Consider the following 17,298-nt stretch of genomic DNA (forward strand, 5'->3'; position numbering starts at 1 on the left):
CAGAAGCGGGGGTGGCGGTCGGGCCAAGGCCCCGCGGCGGCGGGCGGGCAAGGACCAGTCGGGATGGTCGGTGTGTATGGGCAAGAACGGAAGCGGGGTGGCGGTTGGCCAAGGTCCCGCTGCGGCGTGCACGGACCATCGGGGATGGGCGGTGTGCATGGCTGGGGACGCAGGCCAACTTCAACCAGCGATCATGCCTTGCGCGAGGCCGTAAATTCGGCGCGCACCGCAGGCGTGCACAACCGCCATGCCAGCGCCGCGTGGAGACAGCCGATCGCCAGCACGCCCAGGCCCGTCAGCAGCAGCGCCGCCTGGCGTGTTGCCTGCAGGCGTGCCTGCAGCTCCGGCCACTCGGGGCTGTGCAGGACGTCGGCCGGCAGCATCGCCTGCACGCCCTCGAACACCGGCCCGATCAATGCTAGGCCGCCGACATTGAGCAGCCCGGTCACCAGCAACACCACTACGAACCCGACCCGCGCCCACTCGCGTCGCTGCAGCAAGGCCCAGCTCAACCATGCGAAGGCGACCGACAGCACCACGCCTACGACCGACAATGACACGGCATGATCGATCAGCCACTGCAACGAGGCGGGCAGGGTGATCCCTTCGGGCAGGCCCAGCGTCGCCGCGTCGGGCATCAGCGCGATCATCACGATCTGCAACAGGTTGGACATCGCACTGACGACGCCCAGCAACAAGGACACCCACGCCAGCGGCGTGACGAAGCCGCCGCGTGGTCGGGAGGCCGGTGCCGGCGTGCTCATTGCAGCGATGCGATATGGGCGGCCACGGCATCCTGGCCCGGAGGATCCAGCGCTGGCTGCAGTTGCGCGTACCAGCCCGGCAGCGCGTCGGCCGGCAGGCACTGGCGCAACAACGGTGTGCTGCGCTCCAGGAAAGCGTCGAGGAAGGGCAGCCCGCGCACGTAGAGGAAGTGGCTGTCGGTGATCGACATTCCGGCGTAGGCCTCGCGCAACCACTCCAGATGCGGCAACGCGTGTGCGCCGTGACCGGCGCGGGTCAGCGCGGTGAGGAAACTGGTGCGTGCGGTGGCCGGCGAGGTGGAACGCTCCTGCGCGTTCAAATCATCGAAGGTCAGCAACCACTGCTCGCCACGATCGATCTCGTTGCACATCACCGAGGTGGTCGCCAACTGCAGTGCGTTGTGTGCGCTGGGTTCGAGCTCGTACAGCGCCAGCCAGTGCGGATACGCCTCGTGATAGCGGTCCAGCGCACTCAGCGCAAGTGCGCACAGGCGTTGCGCGTCGGCACCCAGGTGCAGCTGCGCCTGCGCAGCGTTGTAGGCGCCCAGCTGATCGCCGCGCTGGAACAGGGTCAGTGCGGGCTGCAGTGCCGGGTCGATCTCGACGTCGGTCGCGGTGTCATCGGCTGCAGCCGCCGGCGCTGCGGTGGGTTCGGTTCGGGGCGTCGTGGCCACCGGGGTCTTGCGTCCAAACAAACGGTCCCACAGGCCCATCGCGATTACCTTCTGCGCGCCGCGAATCGGAAACCGCTGCGGTGCCGGCGGCGCTCCGGTCGGGCGGCGGGCCGGCAGAGGGGAGCGCAATGCGCCAGCGATCTGCCGATCCTGCACCAAGCTTAGAGCTAGTTGCGTACGTGGAGGTGAGTACCGACATGGTGTCGCGTGGCATGCGTAACGCATTGGCGCATCACGCGTGCGACGTGGCTGGCCTGCAGCTTGCTGCAGGATGCGGATGCTGCCGCTGCGACATGCCATCGGCCGGACGATGTACCACCCATCGCCCGGTCGCAGCGCCAGGGCTTACGGCTTCACCTGCTCATTGAACAGCTTGAGGATGCGCTTGTATTCGTCCAGCCACGAATCGGCGCGGGTAAAGCTGTGGCGTTCCAGCGGATACGGCGCCACCTGCCAGTTGTCCTTGTGCAGCTCCATCAACTTCTGGGTCATGTCGACCGAGTCCTTGAAGAACACGTTGTCGTCGATCATGCCGTGCGCGATCAGCAGATGGTCGCGCAACCCGTCGGCATAGTTGATCGGCGATGAGGTCTTGTACGCGTCGGGGTCGAGCTCGGGCGTATTGAGGATGTTGGAGGTGTACTCGTGGTTGTACTGCATCCAGTCGCCGACCGGACGCAGCGCCGCGCCGGCCTTGAACGTGCCGGGGCTGCGGAACAGCGCCATGTAGGTCATGAAGCCGCCGTACGAGCCGCCATAGATGCCGGCGCGCGCGCGGTCGCCCTGCTTCTGCGTCACCAGCCACTCCAGCCCGTCCAGGTAGTCTTCCAGCTCCGGATGGCCCATGTTGCGGTAGATCGCGGTGCGCCAGTCGCGGCCGTAGCCCTCCGAGGCACGGTAGTCCAGGTCCAGCACGATGTAGCCCTGCTGCACCAGCAGGTTGTGGAACATCTGCTCGCGGAAATACGGCGTGTAGCGCTGCGAGACGTTCTGCAGGTAGCCCGCGCCATGTACGAACATCACGATCGGATACTGCTTGCCGGGCTCGGGGTTCTGCGGCCCGTAGTACTTGCCCCAGACCGTGCCGGCGCCATGCCGGGACGGCACCTGCACGTACTGCGGTGCGATCCACGGCTGCGCCTTGAAGGCGGGGGTGCGGGTGTCGGTCAGCAGCGTGGCCTGGCCGCCTGCGGCCGGCACCACCGCCAGCTGCGGTGGCAGGTAGCTGCCGGAATAGCGCACCAGCAATTGCTGCCCGTTCGGCGACAGACGGAAGCCTTCCACGCCATTCAAGGCAGTGACTTCGGTGAGCTGGTCGCTGCGCAGATCCAGCTTGCACACCTCGTAGTCGCCCGGCCATGTCTGATTGCACAGAAAGAACATGCTGCTGCCGTCGGCGCTGGGTACCGGCATCGACACTTCCCACTTGCCGCGCGTGCGCTGGCGCGGCTTGCCGTTGCCTTCCACGGTGTACAGCTGCGAATAGCCGGATTCTTCCGACAGCAGCCACAGCGTGCGGTTGTCGGGCAGCCAGCCGAAATCGTTGAAGTCCCAGTTGATCCAGGCGCTGTCGCTCAGGCGATGCCGCGGCTGCAAGGTGGCGTTGGCCAGGTCCACGCTGGCGATCCAGCGGTCCTTGTTGTCCACCGCGCGAATCTCCACCGCCACATTGCGCCCGTCATCGCTCCAATGCACCGCCGGCCCGCTGCCGTCGCCATCGCTTTCCACACGCACGGCGCGGTCGCCCTTGAGCGGATCTTTCCTGGCGGCCTTGCGCAGCGCGGCCAGCGGGTCGGTGGCAATGCCCGGCAGCGTGTCGAACGACAGCGCTCTGGCGGTGCCGGCGCTGACATCCACCAGCCACAGCGCATGCGCCACCGGTGCATTGCGACCGACGCGGGTACGCACTTCCTGGAATTCCTCGTAACCGGATTCGGTCACGTACTTGGGCATCTTGCCGGCCTGGCCCTCTTCGGCGCCCTTGGCCTGGGTGACCACCAGCAGATGGCGGCCGTCCGGCGACAACGCGCTGTCGACGATCTCCACCTCATCGCCCAGATACACCGGTGCCGCCGCACGGGTGGCATCGGCGCGGCGCCAGGCGTCTTCCTGCGCGCGTAAGGCATCGCGCTGCTCACGATCGCGCCGCAGCGTGGCCAGCGTGGCCAGCTGCTGCTCGCGCAACACGTCGGCCTTGGGCGCGGCGTTGGGATCGCGCTCGGCCTTGACTACCGCAACCTGCGCGGTGCCGGCGTCGGCGCGCCAGTGGTACCAGTTGTTGCCCGCGCGCCAGATCGCACCGCCATCGCTGGCGAACTGCGGCCGCGATTCGACCTCGTTGCTGCGGGTCAGCTGGGTCAGCGCGCCGGAGCGCAGGTCGCGCAGGAAGATGTCGCCATTGCGCGCAAACAGCATGCGCTGACGGGTCGCATCGTAGCTCGGGTTATCCGCATCCAGGCCGGCACGGGCGTTGTCGGCCACGCGTTCGGCAGTGCCGCCGCCGGCGCCCTGGCGGTAGGTGTCGCGCACCGGTGAGCCATCGCGCTTGAGCAGGTATTGCACCTGCTTGCCGTCCCACTGCCACCAGGCCTGATCCACCGACGGCCCGATCCAGTCCGGATCGGCCATCACCTGTTCGATGGTGAGCGGTGTGGCGGACTGCGCGTGCGCGGTGACAGCCAGCAACAACAAGGACAGCGGCAACAATCTGGGCATCGGTAACGACTGGACGCAACAAGGAGCGGACAAGCCTAGCAGCTCGCTTCCATCGGAGGCTTGGGCCACAGGTCATGGACGTGGGGCGGTGCGTGCGTCATCGACGAGGCAAGGCATTCGCCGCTGGCGGACGCGACCAGCTGCGGTGCGCGCATGTCGGCCGACGTCAGCGCATCGGCGCGATGCACTCCACGCCGCGCGCCGCGCCAGCAGCAACGTGGAGCCTGGGTCATGTACGCCTTCGCCCAGGTTCGAACCGCCGCCACCGCCGCATAGCTGGAAACCTCCCGACTTGCCAGCAGCGCAGGTGGCGGCCAAGCTAGCGCGCTTTTGCGATTGTCGGTTCCCATGTCCAGCCTGCCTGTTCCTGCCGTTTCCCACCCGATGGCCGTCGGCGCGCCCAGCCGGCCGCTGGCCTGGCGCGCGGGGCAGTCGGTCGACCTGGCCACCTTCATCGCGCACGTGCACGGCCTGGCGCAGCAGCTGCCGGACGGTCGCCACGTGGTGAACCTGTGCGAAGACCGCTATCGCTTCATGGTCGCGTTCTATGCGTGCGCGCTGCGCGGCCAGGTGTCGCTGCTGCCGTCCTCGCGCGCACCGGCCGTGGTCGGCGAGGTGCAGGCGCGGCATGCCGATGCGTACTGCCTGGGCGATCTGGCGCTGGAGCTGGCGCCGCCGCGCTACTGGCAGTTGCCGGCCGAGTTGCCGCAGGCCCCGGGCCCGATCCCGCAACTGGCCGACGATGCCCTGGTGGCCATCGGCTTTACCTCCGGCAGCACCGGCAGCCCGCAACCCAACCCCAAGACCTGGGGCAGCTTCCTGACCAGCACGCGCCAGGACCTGGTCGCGCTGGAAAGCCTGTGGGCGCACACCGACGCGGTGCCGCACGTGGTCGCCACGGTGCCACCGCAGCACATGTACGGCATGGAATTGTCGGTCCTGCTGCCGATGGTGACTGCGCTTGCGGTGCATGCGGGCCGCCCGTTCTTCCCGGACGATGTGGCGCGCGCGCTGGCCGATGTTCCCGCCCCGCGCGTGCTGGTGACCACGCCGGTGCATCTGCGCGCGCTGGTGGAATCGGGCGTGGCGTTGCCGCCGCTGGTCGGCATCGTCTCGGCCACCGCGCCGTTGGCGCAGGACGTGGCCGCTGCCGCCGAGGCGCGCTTTGGGGGCGAGGTGCGCGAGATGTTCGGTTCGACCGAAACCTGCGTGTTCGCCGTGCGCCGCACCGCGCTGGAAGCGGCATGGACACCGCTGCCCGGCGTCCGCCTGGAAACGCAGGCGGCAGGCACCTTGGTGCACGCGCCGCATCTGGCCACGCCGGTGCTGCTGGCCGACATGATGGACGTGGCCGCCGACGGCCGTTTCCAGGTGCGCGGCCGGCAGGCCGATCTGCTGGAAATCGCCGGCAAACGCGCCTCGCTGGCCGATCTCACCCGTCGCCTGCTGGCCATCCCCGGCGTGATCGATGGCGTCATCGTGCAACTCGCACCCGACCCCGGCCAGGCGGTCGGGCGCATCGCCGCACTGGTGGTCGCCCCGACTCTGGACGAGGCGCAGATCCTCGACGCCCTGCGCGTCAGCGTCGACCCGGTGTTCCTCCCGCGCCGCCTGCGCAAACTCGCCGCACTGCCACGCAACGAAACCGGCAAGCTGCCACGCGATGTGGTGCTGGGTTTGCTCAACGGCTGAGCGATACTGGCCGGACACCAAGGAGGCGTGGCCGCATGCGCAAGGGATCTGCAAGCAGATTAGTACTCATCAGTGCCGCAGTCGTATTGGCGATTGTGGCGATGTGCCTGGCGTGGCTGCGATGGCATCGCCTGGATCAGGCAGTTGAGGCGGATCCTGTGCATGCGGCCACTGCTGTTGTCATGCCGGCCGGACAATCCAAGCCTGTTGTCGCTTCCGCGCCTCTACCGCCAGCTGATACGCCGCTGCGCCAAGTCTTCGACGACCTCAGTCGTCGCGCGGAGCAAGGTGATCCAGCGGCCGCATGCCGCTTGGCTATCGAGCTTGATCGCTGCGATGTGATCCAGCAGCAACTCGCCACTTACGACGAGTTGGTGTGGCGCGCACAGCGTGCGCGTGAGCGAAAGGTCGTCACCCCCAATGCGAACGCCGACTTTGCTGCATGGGACAAGATGCTGGATGGCATGGCGACGGGACTGCTCAAAGCTGCGGATCGTTGCGAAGGTGTACGGCAGGTTTCCGTGGCCGAGCGGGTCGCGTTGTGGCGACAAGGTGCGCTTGGTGGCAATCGGGGGGCGCTTGCGCACTACGCGGTCGGCAACGCGTTTCGGCGCCGCGACATGCTGGAGCTTCTGCCGGAACTGCAGCGCTATCGAAAAGAAGCGGAATCGATGGCGCTGCAGGCAGCCTCGCGCGGAGACCTGCAAACCTCCCTGGCCTTGGCGGCGGCTTATTCACCTCGCCGCGATACCGGTGAGCGCTTTTTCCTGGCGCAGGTGGTCCAGACGGATCTGGCCCGATCGTTGGCGCTGTATCGACGTGGCAGCCAGCAGCTGCCGGCAACTGCCGGCCCGCGCTCGCGCGAGGTGATAGACGACAACATCGCCTGGTTGCAGAAGCGCGCGACAGCCAGCGATCTCGCAAGAGCTGATGTGCTGGGCAATGCGTGGGCGCGGCAGTGGTCTGCTACGCCAAAGGCTGGGTCAGCCGCGTTGACGGTGAACGAAGAAGGCGGTGTGGGCGATATCGAACCAGCGCAATGCGCTCAATGACTCACCCATGCACCCCGTCGATCTCCACCGCCAGCTCGTCGCGGCAGATCACCGCGTGCAGCAGCAGGCGCGGTACCGCATCGCCGAAGCGGGCGTCCAGTGCCTGGGCGACCTTGGGCAGGTCGTCCTGCTCGCGCACGTAGACCTTCAGGCGGGTGCCGGCGCCGAACTGCGTGGGCAGGGCGGGGGCGTGCTGGCGTGCGGCACCGAGCAGGGCGTCGAAGTTGGCGAAGGTTTCTTCCAGCTGCGCCAGCAGCTGGCCGGTGTGCATCGAGGCATGCCCGACCACGGCGGCGGTGCCCGACAGCAGCAGCGGCATGTCGCTGCCGGCCGGCGGCAGCATGGCGCGCGCGAAACTCGGCGGCTGCGGGCCGTACTGGCGCGGGTAGTTGTAGGCGCTGACCTGGCGTGGATTCTCCAGCGGGGTGCCGGCATCGGCGGCGGCCAGCCAGTAGATCTGGATGATGCGCTCGGCATCGCAGCGGCCCACCGCGGTGGCGGCCGGCAGCTGCGCAGTGTCGAAGGCGCCCAGGCCGCGCGCACGGCCCACGCAGAACTGCCGGTAGCGTTCGCGGTCGCCACTGCCCAGGGTGATGGCGTCCAGATAGTTCCAGATACGCAGCAGGCGCGGCGTCTGGCTGCCGGTGACGAAGGCGGTGATTTCCGCATAGGCCTTGGCGGCGGCGGTTTCGATATCGACATCCTGCTCGTCGATCTCGATCACGCCGAACTGCAGGCGGCCGTCGCTGGCCCAGGCGATGTTGCCATCGCGGCCGCTGTGCACGGCTGCATCGCTGCGCCACACCTCCAGCATCTCGGCCTGATACGGCTGCAGCGGCACGCGCAGGTAGCGCGGGTCGTCCAGGCGTGGCGCCGCGGTGCCGAAGCCGAACACGGCCAGCACCTGCGGGTCGGCCAGCAGTGCGGACGGGTCGGTCTGCTCGACATAGTCGACCTGCAGACGGGGATGGCGCACGCTGTGCGTGGTCTGGGCCTGGGAAGCGGTCATCGGGTGTCCCGTCGTTGCGTGTCGCGTTGCAAGGTCTCGCCGTCGAAGCCGAGCGTGGCCTGACGTCGGCGTTGGCGCCAGGACTGCCAGGCGCGCGGCATCATCGACAAGGTGGTCAAGGCATAGATGGCGCGGAACGCGCGCAGGCGCAGGCGCACCCTGGGGCTGTCGAACACGTCGCCGGCCAGCATCGCCACCACCGCTTCTTCGATCCGCCAGGTGTTCTGCGGTTGCGCGAACAGGGCGCGCATGGTCGGCGAGGTGAAGCGGTAGATGAACCACTTGAACTCGTCCACGCCGCGCCTGAGTTCGCGCTGCAAGGCGCGCTGCAGTTTCGCCTCGTGCTGCGGCATGCGCAGGGCCTGGTCCACCATCGCCGCACCGCGTTCGGCGCTGTGCATGGCCAGGAACACGCCCGACGAAAACATCGGGTCGACGAAGGTGTAGGCATCGCCCAGCATCAACCAGCGCGGGCCGGACATGCGCGTGCATTCGTAGGCGTAGTTGCCGGTGGCATGCACCGGGGCCACGCGTTCGGCGCCGAGCATGCGCGCGTTGAGCTCGGCATTGAGCGCGAGCGTGCGCATGAAAAAGCCCTCGCTGTCGCCCTTGCGGGTCTTCATGTATTCCGGGTAGCAGACCGCGCCCACGCTCATGATGTCGTCCGGCAACGGAATCAGCCACATCCAGCCATGTGCGTGGCGGTAGATGCTGATGTTGCCGGCATCCTCGCCCGGCCGGCGCGCCACGCCGCGGAAGTGGCTGAACAACGCGGCCGACTGATGTTTGGCATTGGCGCGTTTGAGCTTGAAGCGGGTGCCCAGGAAGGTGTCGCGGCCGCTGGCATCGAGCAGATAGCGCGGGCGAAACCGCTGCACCCCGGCCACGCCTTGCGCCTGCAGCACCGGCTGCTGCCCGTCGAACTCCACCGCTTCGACCTTGACCTGATCGCGCGCATCCACGCCCACCGCGCGCGCGCGCTCGAACAGCACCTGGTCGAACTGCGCACGTGGCACCTGGAAGGCGAAATCGGCCTTGGCATCGAGCGCATGCGAAAAACGGAAGGTGTTGTAGCCGCCGCTGTCGTTGGGAAAGTCCGCCCCGCGCTTGAGCACGCCGATGTCGCGCACGTCCTCCAGCACGCCCAGGCGTTCGAGAATCGGCACGTTCATCGGCAGCAGCGACTCGCCGATATGGAAGCGCGGATGCTGCGCCTTCTCCAGCAAGGTCACCTGCCAGCCCTGCTGGGCCAGCACGATCGCCGCCGTACAGCCCGCCGGCCCGCCGCCGATGATCAGGACATCCGGGCACTCGGGCCCGGGAGCCGGCCCGGCTGCCGGCATGGCGGTCGGGGTGGGGCGAACAGCAGTGGAAGTCATCCTGGAACGAACCTGCAGCGGGCGAGCGTCATGCAGTCATGATAGCCTGACCGGCGGCCCGGACAGGTATGCCGGCCGCCGAATCGCTGTTGCAGAACGATCGACGCCATCGACAATGCGGCCGCAAGGCAGCCGCGGCGAGTGCTCGGAATCGGCCGGCACGGCAACGTACACTGTGTTGCGCAATCGCCCACGCCGACCTGACGGTTGTCTGTGACGCTGTGGTGGTTGTGCTGAAGTCCCTCGCTCTGATCGTGTCGCCCGCCCCTCACCTGGAAGCTCTCTGGATGTCCTCGCAAACCGCTGCCGAACGTGAACTGGCCGAACTCCTGGTCGAAAGCCTGAACCTGGAAGACGTCCAGCCCGCCGACATCGATCCGGAGGCGCCGTTGTTCAATACCGGGCTGGGGCTGGATTCGATCGACGCGCTGGAACTGGCGCTGGCGATCAGCAAGCGCTACGGCTTCCAGCTGCGCTCGGACAATGACGAGAACCGTCGCATCTTCGCGTCGCTGCGCGCATTGTCGGCGCATGTCCAAGCCAACAAGACCGTCTGACCTGCCAACTGCAGCGCCTGCCGATGCGCCCCCGTGGGTGCTGGGGCTGGGCGTGCTGCTGGCGGTGGCGTATTCGCCGCTGGCGCATTGGGCCAACGCCAGCCATCGCCCGGACCTGGCGGTCATCGCCGGGGCCTTGCTGGTGCTGATGGTGCTGATCGAGCCGATGGTCGCGCGCCGCGCCTGGGCCTGGGCGCTGGCCGTGCTGACCTTGCTGGGCCTGAGCGCGTTGTGGCACTCGCCGTACGCGATGCTGGTGCTGGCCGCGCCGCCGGTGGTGTTCACCGGCTGGATCGCCTGGTTCTTCGGGCGCAGCCTGCGCCGCGGGCGCACGCCGCTGATCAGCCGCATTGTCGAAGGGCTGTATCGCCAGGCCGGCATGCCGATCACCCCGGAGCAATACCGCTACACGCGCCGCCTCACCCTGGCCTGGGCGTTGCTGCTGTGCGCGCTGACCCTGGTCAACCTGGTGCTGGGCCTGTGCGCCGAACCCAGTGGCGTGCTGGCGCAACTGGGCCACGCCTCGCCGCTGCCGATCAGCGACGCGCGCGCGTCGTTGTTCGCCAATCTGCTGGCGTACGGGGTGGTTGGCGGGTTCTTCGTGGGCGAATATCTCTTGCGCGGCCGCTGGTTTCCACAGCGCCCCTATCGTAATCTGCCAGACTTCTTGCGCCAGATGGCGCGGCTCGGGCCGGAATTCTGGCGCGATCTGCTGCGCTGAGTGCGTGGCCAGGGCAGCGACGTACGTGCACATTTTCGGGGACAAGACAAAAATGCCGTTGGCAAGGATGCCGTCGCGCCTGGCGTGGGCCGTGTTCAATCTGCTGCAACTGGCCTTCACGCTGACGTTTACCGCTGGCGGAATCGTCTATGCCCTGGTGCTGCTGGCGATCACGCGCGATGCCGACCGCCTGCTGCGCATGGGCGCCTGGATGTGGTCGCCGGTGCTGTTTCGCGGCGCCGGCGCCAAGGTGATCGTGGAAGGCCGCGAGCGCGTGGACTGGTCCAGGAATTATCTGTTCGTCAGCAACCACCAGTCGGTCATCGATATCTGCGCGTTGTTCTACGCCTTGCCGGTGCCGCTGCGGTTCCTGCTCAAGGACGAGATGCTCAAGGTGCCGTTCGTGAACTGGTATGCGCGGGCCACCGGCATGCTGTTCCTGGACCGCGACAGCCGGCGTGCCGGGGCGATGGTGCGCCGGCAGGCAGCGGCGCTGCTGCGCGAGGGCAAGCAGTTGTGTCTGTTTCCCGAAGGTACCCGCAGCCGCAGCGGCGCATTGTTGCCGTTCAAGGCCGGGCTGTTGCAGGCCGCTATCGATGCTGGCGTGCCGGTGGTGCCGGTGGCGCTGGATGGCTGCGGCAAGGTGCTGCCGGTGGAGGGTGTGTTCAGGGTGCGCCCGGGCATCATCCGTGTGCGTATCGGCGATCCGATCCCGGTGACCGGGCCGGATGCGCCGGACCGCCAGCAATTGACCGAGCAGGCACATGACGCCGTGGCTGCGATGCTTCAACCCAGGATTTGAGTTGCCCGCTTATGGATTTTGTCGTGCCGCATGATCATCCCTGCCTGCCCGGGCACTTTCCGGGGCGTCCCGTGGTGCCTGGCGTGGTCGTGCTCGACCATGTGCTGCAGGCGGTGGAAGCCGCCCATGGCCCACGCGCGGCGGCGCGCCTGCCGCAGGTGAAGTTCGTGCGGCCGTTGCTGCCGGGGCAGGTGGCATCGATCACGCTGGACGGCGTCGGCCCGCGCTGGCGCTTTCGCGTGCAGCGCGCCGACGAGCTGCTGGTCAGCGGCGAACTGGTGGCGGAGGCGGCGCAATGAGCAGCCAGTGGAAGCAACGTCCCGAAGGCGGTGGACGTTTCGCGCTGTGGCTGATCCGCGGCATCGCCCAGCATGCCGGGCGCGCGGTGGGACGCGCGCTTCTGTATCCGATCACGCTGTACTTCCTGCTGGTGCGTGCGCCCGAGCGCAGCGCCTCGCGTGCGTATCTGACCCACGTGCTGGACCGCCCGGCCACGCTGCGCGACGTGGCGCGGCATATCCACACCTTCGCCTCGACGATTCTGGACCGCGTGTACATGCTGTGCGGGCAGATGCAGCGCTTCCGGGTCGACATCACCGGGCTGGATCAGCTGCATACGCAGATGGACCGCGGCCGCGGCGTGCTGATCTTCGGCTCGCACCTGGGCAGCTTCGATGCGCTGCGCGTGCTGGCCACCGAGCGGCCGGACGTGCAGGTCAAGGTGGTGCTGGACAAGGCGCACAACCGCGCCATGACCGAGCTGCTGGGCGCGCTGAATCCGCAGCTGGCGGCCAACATCATCGATGCCGGCATGGACGCGACCTCGATCGTCATGGCGATCAAGGACGCCACCGATGCCGGCGCGCTGGTCGCGCTGCTGATCGACCGCCCGCGCGAGGGCGACCCGGCATTGCCGGCGATGTTCCTCGGCCGCAACGCGATGTTCCCGACCTCGCCGTGGCTGATCGCCGCAGCGCTGAAGGTGCCGGTGGTGCTGGCGTTCGGCCTGTACCGCGGCGGCAATCATTACGAGCTGGCGTTCGAGACCTTCAGCGAAGGCCTGGACGTGCCACGCCGCCAGCGTGCGCCGGTGCTGGCGGTACTCATGCGCGATTACGCGGCCAGGCTGGAACATTACACACGCTACGCGCCGTACAACTGGTTCAACTTCTACGATTTCTGGAACACCCACCATGCCGATGTGCCGCACCCTGCCGTGGATGCTGATACTGCTGTTCAGCGCCGCACCGCTATGCGCCGCACCGCCTGAGACGCTGGACGTGGGCCAGGTGCTGCAGCGCCTGGCACGCCCCGCACCGGTCAGCACCGAGTTCGTCGAACTGCGCGGCTCGGCCCTGCTGAAGACGCCGCTGCGCGTGCAGGGCCACTACCGGCGTCCGGACGCACAGACGCTGGTGCGCGAGGTCAGCGCACCGTATCGCGAGACCACCACGTTGCAAGGCGACCAAGGCGTGCTGGAACGCGAAGGCAAGGCGCCGCGGCGTTTTGCGCTCAGCCGCGTGCCCGAGCTGGCCGGCTTGAAGTCCGGCTTCGGCGCATTGCTGGCCGGCGACCGCGCGCTGCTGGAGCAGCACTACCGCATCAGCGGGCAGGGCCAGCTGCAATCCTGGGCATTGACCCTGCAGCCCAAGGACGCCGCTGTCGCCAGGCAGGTACGCGAGTTGCGGCTGTACGGGCGCAATGACGAGTTGCGCTGCATCGAAAGCCTGCCGGCCAAGGGCGAGGTGCAGCGCACGCTGCTGGCCGGTGCCGCGCGCGAGGCTGCACGCGTGACCGATGCGGCGGCGCTGACCACGCTGTGCCACGGGTCGGGCGCGTGACGCAGCGCGCCTGCGGCGCCAGCAAGGCGCCCGCACAGCCCGATGCCGCGCGCGCGGCCGGTGCACGTTCGGCCACGCAGTTGGAGCTGATACATGGCATTTGAGTTGAATGCCAACCGCCGCATCGGCCTGGCGCTGCTGTGGCTGGCCTTGCTGGCGGTGGCCGGGTTTTGGTTGAGCGAAACGCTCAAGGTCACCGGCGACCTGCGCAAGTTCATGCCCGCCCTCAGCACACTGAAAGCACTGTTGCTGCCCGATGCCGCGCGTGCGGCCGGTGCACGTTCGGCCACGCAGTTGGAGCTGATACATGGCATTTGAGTTGAATGCCAACCGCCGCATCGGCCTGGCGCTGCTCTGGCTGGCCTTGCTGGCGGTGGCCGGGTTTTGGTTGAGCGAGACGCTCAAGGTCACCGGCGACCTGCGCAAGTTCATGCCCGCCCCGCGCACGCCGGCGCAGAAACTGCTGATCGAAGAACTGGGCGAAGGCCCCGGCTCGCGCCTGTTGCTGATGGCGCTGTCCAACAGCGACCCGGCCACGCTGGCCGCGCAGTCGCAGGCACTACAGCAGGCCCTGGCCGCGCAGCCGCGGCTGTTCGAGCTGGTCGGCAATGGCGGCAGCGCGGGCCTGGATGCGATCCCCGAGCGCCTGCTGCCGTATCGCTATCTGCTCAGCGACAGCTTCGACGCCGCGCCGCTGGATGCGCACACCCTGCAGGCGGCGTTGCAGTCGCGCGTGCAGGATCTGGGCTCACCTGCCGCTGCGATGGTGGAGCCGTTGTTGCCGCGCGACCCGACGCTGGAAGTACTGCATCTGGCCGAAACCCTGCAGCCGGCCGCGGCGCCGCAGACGCGCAACGCGGTGTGGTTCGACCGTGCCGGCACCTCGGCCTTGCTGATCGCGCAGACGCGCGCAGCCGGCTTCGATCCCACCGGCCAGCAGCTGGCCTACGACGCGGTGCGGACGGCGTTTGCCAAGGTCAGCCAGGGCACCTCGACGCAGCTCGTCCTGACCGGCCCCGGCGCCTTTGCGGTGGAAATCACCGCGCGCACGCAGGGCGAGGCGCAATGGATCGGTACGCTGGATACGGTGGGGCTGGTGCTGTTGCTGCTGGTCGCCTACCGCAGCTGGAAGATCCCGGTGCTCGGCGTGCTGCCGTTGGCCAGTGCCGGCCTGGCCGGTCTGGGCGCGGTGGCCGTGTTGTTCGAGGGCGTGCACGGCATCACCGTGGCATTCGGCTTCACCCTGATCGGCGTGGTGCAGGATTACCCGATCCACCTGTTCAGCCATCAGCGTCCCGGCCTGGATCCGCGCGACAACGCGCGCCATCTGTGGCCGACGCTGGCCACCGGCGTGGTGTCGACCTGCATTGCCTATGTGACCTTCCTGTTTTCCGGTGTGGACGGTTTGCGGCAGCTGGCGGTGTTCACCATCGCCGGGCTGGCGACCGCCGCGATCACCACCCGGTGGCTGTTGCCGGCGTTGATCGACCCGGCGCCGCGCGACTACGCCGATTCGCGCATCCTCGCCGCGCTGTGGCGTGGCATCGCGCGGCTGCCACGGCCGCGCATCAGTCTGGCGGTGATTGCGCTGATCGGCATCGCGGTGATCGCGTTCGCGCCAGGTCAGTTCTGGCAGAACGATCTGTCGAAACTGACCCCGGTGCCGCCCAAGGCGTTGGCGCAGGACACGCACCTGCGACAGGAACTGGGCGCCCCCGACGTGCGCTACGTGCTCGCATTGCCTGCCGCCAGCGACGAGGCAGCGCTGCAGGCCAGCGAGCAGTTGCGCCCGCGCCTGGATGCGCTGGTGCGCGCCGGTGCGTTGACCGGTTACGACATGGCCGCGCGCTATCTGCCCAGCATCAAGACCCAGCGTGCGCGTCAGGCCGCGTTGCCGGATGCTGCGCAAGCGCGCGCATTGACCGACAGTGCGGTGGCCGCTACGCCGTTTCGCAGCGATGCGTTTGCGCCATTCCTGCAGGATCTGGACGCCGCCAAGCGCGCCGCGCCGCTGTTGCCGAAGGACCTGGCCGGCTCGCCGCTGGCGACCTCGGTCGGCGGGCTGCTGCTGGGGCGCGGTGATCGCAGCACCGCGCTGGTGTCGTTGACCGGCCTGCGCGATCCGTCGGTGGTGGCTGCCGCCGTGCAAGGCAGTGGCGCGCAATCGCTGGATCTCAAGGATGCCTCCGAATCCCTGGTTGCCGCCTATCGTGGGCGTGTGCTCGGCGCGCTGGGGCTGGCTGCGCTGCTGCTGGCGGTGACGGTGGCAATCGCGTTGCGCAGCCCGCGCCGGATCGTGCGCGTGTTGCTGCCGATGGCGCTGACCACGGTGCTGATCCTGGCGATCCTGCGCGGCATGGGGGTGGAGCTCAACCTGTTCCACCTGATCGCGCTGATCCTGGCGGCAGGCCTGGGCCTGGATTACGCGCTGTTCTTCGACCATGCCGGCGACGATCACGCCGACCAGCTGCGCACCTTGCATGCCTTGATCGTGTGCAGCCTGATGACCTTGCTGGTGTTTGCGTTGTTGGCTGCCTCCAGCATCCCGGTGTTGCGGGCGATCGGCAGCACGGTGGCGTTGGGGGTGTTGTTCAACTTCATCCTGGCCTTGCTGGTGTCGCGCGAGCCGGCGCTGGAGCGCGCAAGAAGTGGAGGTGCACATGCAGGGACGTGACGCGATTGCCGCCTTGATTCCGCACCAGGGCAGCATGTGCCTGTGGGAAGAGGTGGTCGACTGGGATGCGCAGCGCATCGTGCTGCGCAGTCACGCGCATCGCAGCGACACGCATCCGTTGCGCGCCGATGGCCGCCTGCGCGCGCTGCACCTGTGCGAATACGGTGCGCAGGCGATGGCGGTGCATGGCGGTTTGCTGGGGCATGATCCCAGCCAGCCAGCGCGCCTGGGCATGCTGGTCGCCCTGCGAGGCGTGGAGTTGCATCTGGCCTATCTGGACGACCTTCCTGCTGCGATCGAATGCGAAGCAGTGGTATTGATGCAGGCCGACGACAGCCAGCAATACAGCTTTCGCCTGACCCACCAGGGGCAGTTGCTCGCCGAAGGCCGCGCCACGGTGATGCTGGTCGCCGGGCGGGCCCTGTAGGAGCGCGCTTGCGCGCGATGATGCGTTACCGTTGAAGCCTCATCGCGCGCAAGCGCGCTCCTGCCGAATGTGGGCGATCAATGCGGGCGGTCTATTCCTGCACTTGCTGCCAGTCGTTAGGATGAGGCTCTTTTCCGCCGTCATTTCTGCGGCTTCCATCGAGGCGTCCATGAGCACATCCATTCCACAGCGCCGCGCGCTGGTCACCGGCGGCAGCGGCGATCTCGGTGGTGCGATCAGCCGTCACCTGGCGGCGCAGGGTCGCCATGTGATCGTGCACGCCAATCGCAATCTCGCCCGCGCCGACGCCGTGGTCGCAGCGATCGTGGCCGACGGCGGCAGTGCCCAGGCGGTGGCGTTCGATGTGGCCGATGCGCAGGCCAGTGCAGCGGCGCTGGCAAGCCTGCTGGAGGTTGGCCCGATCCAGATCGTGGTCAACAATGCCGGCATCCACGACGATGCGCCGATGGCCGGCATGAACGCCGAACAGTGGCATCGGGTCATCGACGTGTCGTTGCACGGGTTCTTCAACGTCACCCAGCCGTTGCTGCTGCCGATGGCGCGTACGCGCTGGGGCCGTATCGTCAGCGTGTCGTCGGTGGCGGCAGTGCTGGGCAATCGCGGGCAGACCAACTACGCCGCGGCCAAGGCCGCCTTGCACGGCGCCAGCAAATCGCTGTCGCGCGAGATGGCCAGCCGCGGCATTGCCGTCAACGTGGTCGCGCCGGGCGTGATCGAAAGCGAGATGGTCGGCGAAAGCTTCGCGCCGGAGGTGATCAAGCAACTGGTGCCGGCCGGCCGCGTCGGCAAGCCCGACGAAGTGGCCGCATTGGTTGCGTTCCTGTGTTCGGAGTCAGCTGGCTATATCAACGGCCAGGTCATCGGCATCAATGGTGGAATGGGCTGAGAGCCGCTGATAGAACGACGATGCCTCCCCCCCAGGTAGGCGCGGCTAGTTTGGTTCCTATCAGCGCACGACCAGGTTGGCAGG

At 67.9% G+C, this 17,298-nt stretch carries 17 protein-coding genes; 12 read left to right on the forward strand and 5 right to left on the reverse strand.

All coding sequences use genetic code 11. From position 1 onward, the window contains the following. Positions 1–191: 191 nt before the first annotated feature. The 3 genes from EO170_RS04895 to EO170_RS04905 all read right to left on the reverse strand — a co-directional run bounded on the left by EO170_RS04895 (position 192) and on the right by EO170_RS04905 (position 4,144). Entirely contained in the window at positions 192–764 is a 573-nt protein-coding gene (locus EO170_RS04895; RefSeq protein ID WP_126942930.1) for a hypothetical protein, read from the reverse strand. After that, positions 761–1,477: a hypothetical protein gene (locus EO170_RS04900; RefSeq protein ID WP_104650332.1), complete on the reverse strand. Its 717-nt coding sequence runs from the start codon at positions 1,475–1,477 to the stop codon at positions 761–763. The genes EO170_RS04895 and EO170_RS04900 overlap by 4 nt, the downstream gene beginning before the upstream one ends. Positions 1,478–1,783: 306 nt before the next feature. Continuing rightward, a complete protein-coding gene (locus tag EO170_RS04905) occupies positions 1,784–4,144 on the reverse strand; it encodes a S9 family peptidase (RefSeq protein WP_164740921.1) in 2,361 nt (786 codons plus the stop codon). Between the two features lie 357 nt (positions 4,145–4,501). On the opposite strand from EO170_RS04905, the gene EO170_RS04910 reads away from it, so the two are divergent. Both EO170_RS04910 and EO170_RS04915 read left to right on the forward strand, forming a co-directional pair. Next, positions 4,502–5,845, forward strand: a complete 1,344-nt coding sequence (locus tag EO170_RS04910; RefSeq protein WP_206513979.1) for an AMP-binding protein — start codon at positions 4,502–4,504, stop codon at positions 5,843–5,845. A gap of 35 nt (positions 5,846–5,880) precedes the next feature. Further along, positions 5,881–6,897 (forward strand): hypothetical protein, encoded by a 1,017-nt coding sequence (locus EO170_RS04915; protein ID WP_126942936.1) that lies wholly within the window; start codon positions 5,881–5,883, stop codon positions 6,895–6,897. Position 6,898: 1 nt separating this feature from the next. On the opposite strand, the gene EO170_RS04920 is transcribed toward EO170_RS04915, so the two are convergent. Both EO170_RS04920 and EO170_RS04925 read right to left on the reverse strand, forming a co-directional pair. Further along, on the reverse strand, positions 6,899–7,906 hold the full coding sequence (locus EO170_RS04920; RefSeq protein WP_164740909.1) for a pteridine-dependent deoxygenase: 1,008 nt from the start codon (positions 7,904–7,906) through the stop codon (positions 6,899–6,901). Continuing rightward, entirely contained in the window at positions 7,903–9,249 is a 1,347-nt protein-coding gene (locus EO170_RS04925; protein WP_119129851.1) for an NAD(P)/FAD-dependent oxidoreductase, read from the reverse strand. The genes EO170_RS04920 and EO170_RS04925 overlap by 4 nt, the downstream gene beginning before the upstream one ends. A gap of 323 nt (positions 9,250–9,572) precedes the next feature. Here EO170_RS04925 and xanC point away from each other — a divergent pair, with 323 nt between their 5' ends. From xanC to fabG, 10 genes are all read left to right on the forward strand, one after another. Further along, entirely contained in the window at positions 9,573–9,842 is a 270-nt protein-coding gene (gene xanC / locus EO170_RS04930) for a xanthomonadin biosynthesis acyl carrier protein XanC (protein WP_005914783.1), read from the forward strand. 37 nt (positions 9,843–9,879) lie between these two features. Next, on the forward strand, positions 9,880–10,563 hold the full coding sequence (locus tag EO170_RS04935) for a ketosynthase (RefSeq protein WP_164740922.1): 684 nt from the start codon (positions 9,880–9,882) through the stop codon (positions 10,561–10,563). A 52-nt stretch (positions 10,564–10,615) separates the two neighbouring features. Next, positions 10,616–11,365: a lysophospholipid acyltransferase family protein gene (locus EO170_RS04940; protein ID WP_104585197.1), complete on the forward strand. Its 750-nt coding sequence runs from the start codon at positions 10,616–10,618 to the stop codon at positions 11,363–11,365. Positions 11,366–11,436: 71 nt separating this feature from the next. Continuing rightward, the gene (locus tag EO170_RS04945; RefSeq protein ID WP_232087889.1) at positions 11,437–11,664 is read left to right on the forward strand and encodes a hypothetical protein; all 228 of its coding nucleotides are present in this window, start codon (positions 11,437–11,439) and stop codon (positions 11,662–11,664) included. Continuing rightward, a complete protein-coding gene (locus EO170_RS04950) occupies positions 11,661–12,635 on the forward strand; it encodes an acyltransferase (protein WP_104585201.1) in 975 nt (324 codons plus the stop codon). Before EO170_RS04945 ends, EO170_RS04950 begins: the two co-directional genes overlap by 4 nt. Beyond that, complete coding sequence (locus tag EO170_RS04955; protein ID WP_104585237.1) at positions 12,559–13,206, forward strand: LolA-related protein; 648 nt, start codon at positions 12,559–12,561, stop codon at positions 13,204–13,206. Before EO170_RS04950 ends, EO170_RS04955 begins: the two co-directional genes overlap by 77 nt. A 93-nt stretch (positions 13,207–13,299) precedes the next feature. Further along, entirely contained in the window at positions 13,300–13,524 is a 225-nt protein-coding gene (locus tag EO170_RS04960) for a hypothetical protein (protein WP_104650325.1), read from the forward strand. Beyond that, positions 13,514–15,880, forward strand: coding sequence for an MMPL family transporter (locus EO170_RS04965; protein ID WP_126942939.1), 2,367 nt, complete (start codon positions 13,514–13,516; stop codon positions 15,878–15,880). Before EO170_RS04960 ends, EO170_RS04965 begins: the two co-directional genes overlap by 11 nt. Continuing rightward, complete coding sequence (locus EO170_RS04970) at positions 15,867–16,307, forward strand: phosphotransferase (RefSeq protein ID WP_104585239.1); 441 nt, start codon at positions 15,867–15,869, stop codon at positions 16,305–16,307. The genes EO170_RS04965 and EO170_RS04970 overlap by 14 nt, the downstream gene beginning before the upstream one ends. A 169-nt stretch (positions 16,308–16,476) precedes the next feature. Then, positions 16,477–17,214, forward strand: a complete 738-nt coding sequence (gene fabG / locus EO170_RS04975) for a 3-oxoacyl-ACP reductase FabG (protein ID WP_126942942.1) — start codon at positions 16,477–16,479, stop codon at positions 17,212–17,214. The last annotated feature ends 84 nt before the right edge of the window (positions 17,215–17,298 follow it).

The organism is Xanthomonas sp. BRIP62409, assembly GCF_003992965.1.
Classification (GTDB): domain Bacteria; phylum Pseudomonadota; class Gammaproteobacteria; order Xanthomonadales; family Xanthomonadaceae; genus Xanthomonas; species Xanthomonas euroxanthea.

Excerpts from the sequence above, each read along its gene's own strand:
- EO170_RS04895 (WP_126942930.1), bottom strand. The coding sequence starts at position 764 with ATGAGCACGCCGGCACCGGCCTCCCGACCACGCGGCGGCTTCGTCACG.
- EO170_RS04900 (WP_104650332.1), bottom strand. The coding sequence starts at position 1,477 with ATGGGCCTGTGGGACCGTTTGTTTGGACGCAAGACCCCGGTGGCCACG.
- EO170_RS04910 (WP_206513979.1), top strand. The coding sequence starts at position 4,502 with ATGTCCAGCCTGCCTGTTCCTGCCGTTTCCCACCCGATGGCCGTCGGC.
- EO170_RS04915 (WP_126942936.1), top strand. The coding sequence starts at position 5,881 with ATGCGCAAGGGATCTGCAAGCAGATTAGTACTCATCAGTGCCGCAGTC.
- EO170_RS04920 (WP_164740909.1), bottom strand. The coding sequence starts at position 7,906 with ATGACCGCTTCCCAGGCCCAGACCACGCACAGCGTGCGCCATCCCCGT.
- EO170_RS04925 (WP_119129851.1), bottom strand. The coding sequence starts at position 9,249 with ATGCCGGCAGCCGGGCCGGCTCCCGGGCCCGAGTGCCCGGATGTCCTG.
- xanC (WP_005914783.1), top strand. The coding sequence starts at position 9,573 with ATGTCCTCGCAAACCGCTGCCGAACGTGAACTGGCCGAACTCCTGGTC.
- EO170_RS04940 (WP_104585197.1), top strand. The coding sequence starts at position 10,616 with ATGCCGTTGGCAAGGATGCCGTCGCGCCTGGCGTGGGCCGTGTTCAAT.
- EO170_RS04950 (WP_104585201.1), top strand. The coding sequence starts at position 11,661 with ATGAGCAGCCAGTGGAAGCAACGTCCCGAAGGCGGTGGACGTTTCGCG.
- EO170_RS04955 (WP_104585237.1), top strand. The coding sequence starts at position 12,559 with ATGCCGATGTGCCGCACCCTGCCGTGGATGCTGATACTGCTGTTCAGC.
- EO170_RS04960 (WP_104650325.1), top strand. The coding sequence starts at position 13,300 with ATGGCATTTGAGTTGAATGCCAACCGCCGCATCGGCCTGGCGCTGCTG.
- EO170_RS04965 (WP_126942939.1), top strand. The coding sequence starts at position 13,514 with ATGGCATTTGAGTTGAATGCCAACCGCCGCATCGGCCTGGCGCTGCTC.
- EO170_RS04970 (WP_104585239.1), top strand. The coding sequence starts at position 15,867 with ATGCAGGGACGTGACGCGATTGCCGCCTTGATTCCGCACCAGGGCAGC.
- fabG (WP_126942942.1), top strand. The coding sequence starts at position 16,477 with ATGAGCACATCCATTCCACAGCGCCGCGCGCTGGTCACCGGCGGCAGC.